Origin of the sequence: Aquidulcibacter sp. (genome assembly GCF_049239865.1) — a bacterium.
Taxonomy (GTDB): domain Bacteria; phylum Pseudomonadota; class Alphaproteobacteria; order Caulobacterales; family Aquidulcibacteraceae; genus Aquidulcibacter.
The window spans coordinates 1-1,394 of sequence record NZ_JBMLTR010000078.1 but is presented as its reverse complement, the minus strand read 5'-3'; the positions used below and the strand labels follow the sequence as shown (position 1 = coordinate 1,394).

3 protein-coding genes are annotated in these 1,394 nt (G+C 55.1%); 1 reads left to right on the top strand and 2 read right to left on the bottom strand.

The genetic code is table 11. The annotated features are described in order from the left end of the window. Window positions 1-60 precede the first annotated feature (60 nt). Window positions 61-405: a transposase gene (locus tag ACOVRA_RS05545; protein WP_421719428.1), complete on the bottom strand. Its 345-nt coding sequence runs from the start codon at window positions 403-405 to the stop codon at window positions 61-63. A 155-nt stretch (window positions 406-560) separates the two neighbouring features. Here ACOVRA_RS05545 and ACOVRA_RS05540 point away from each other — a divergent pair, with 155 nt between their 5' ends. Further along, window positions 561-1,151 (top strand): hypothetical protein, encoded by a 591-nt coding sequence (locus tag ACOVRA_RS05540; protein WP_421719427.1) that lies wholly within the window; start codon window positions 561-563, stop codon window positions 1,149-1,151. A gap of 2 nt (window positions 1,152-1,153) precedes the next feature. Here the strand turns inward: ACOVRA_RS05540 and ACOVRA_RS05535 are convergent. Continuing rightward, the coding region (locus tag ACOVRA_RS05535; protein ID WP_421719426.1) for a hypothetical protein at window positions 1,154-1,394 on the bottom strand (241 nt) is incomplete at its 5' end.

Below are 1,394 nucleotides of genomic sequence, written 5' to 3'. Positions count from 1 at the left end.
GACGGGCCGTTGGCCCGCCTTACACTCCCCTGGACAATGACATTCGAAGAGAGTCTATGCTCAGACATGCAGTTCGGGTCGGTCGGGCCACATGCTGCGCAGTGTGTGCGCGATTTGCTGTGGCGACCACAGCCATCCGAGCATGTGTGCAACCAGCGGCCACGCAGGTCCGTTGGGATCAAGCTTGCGAATGGGCCGAGCACGGTTGCGGCGCGCCTGATAGGCGGCCTGAGCAGTGCGCGAAGCGTATTGACCCGCCGTCGAGTTACGCGACAGCTCGCGGCTGAGGGTGCCGGGGCTGCGGCCCAAGGCAGATCCGATGGCCGGCAAGCTCATACTCTGCAGCCTCATCGCCGCCAGCGCCACGCGCTCTTCAGCTTGCATCTGCTGGAATCTTCTGGTCATCTGCACACCTTACCGGATGAGCAAGGTGTTGCACTTCAGATTTGAAACCGCCGAGCGAATTCCAACGGTAGCAGCAAGCAATGCTGCAAACTCGACCTCCTGTCTACCTTTCCAAACAAAATTGAATTCGAGAGCCTCACATCATGAGCATCAGTATGAAACTGAATATCACTTGTATTCACATATTGAGCGTCGCCATGCTCGGCGCCATCTACCTGCATGAGGCGAACTCTTCCCTGGCCGTACCTAACTTGCTGGCAATGGCACCGTTAATCTTGACTTGCGCTATGGGCATTGCGGTTTTCGTTCACTGGCGGCATCTACTCAAGTCTGCTGTTGTTCAACCTGCATCGCTGGCACGATCCGCACCTGAGTCAACCGCAAAGATCTTTGGGCTAATGTACAGGTACATACCCTACGCGATACCGATGCGGCCGTCCCTGACCTATCTAGCCAGCATCGACTTCGGCAGGGAAACCTCATTCAATCCTGAAAGCAACTGCTCGCCCGCCGACTTGTTACAGCCAGTTCTGCAAGATCGGAAATTCTTCGGCAGTCTACTGCTAATGTTATTCGCCGGTGGATTTAGTCTTCTGGCTAAGGGGCCACCAAGTTTCGCTGTCGCGTTGGAATCAATCCCTTTGGCATATATCGTGATCCAATGGGGGATTGCTGTATTGGTTGCGACATCGTTGGCCTTAATTCTGCTGCGCGCTCACTTCTCGTTCAATAAGGAATTCAAATGATCCTAAGCACAGGCTACGTGTTTACTTCCAGAGGAATTATTGCTATTCAGGGCTTGCCCCAAACCGTCGGGGAAGTCGGTCGACAGCTTGCCGATGACATTGGCACTGCCGCCGCACAATCCCCCGACAGAGCGATGGACGCCTTGGAATTGGTGCTTCTTGCTAAGTGTCAGGTCCCGGATGATTGGCTGCTGCATAATCGGCGACCGCTGCTGTTGGGGAGCTGATCGTTGCACACACTTG

What these genes read in the sequence shown, in the direction of transcription:
- ACOVRA_RS05545 (WP_421719428.1), bottom strand. Translation starts at nt 405, where the DNA reads ATGACCAGAAGATTCCAGCAGATGCAAGCTGAAGAGCGCGTGGCGCTG.
- ACOVRA_RS05540 (WP_421719427.1), top strand. Translation starts at nt 561, where the DNA reads ATGAAACTGAATATCACTTGTATTCACATATTGAGCGTCGCCATGCTC.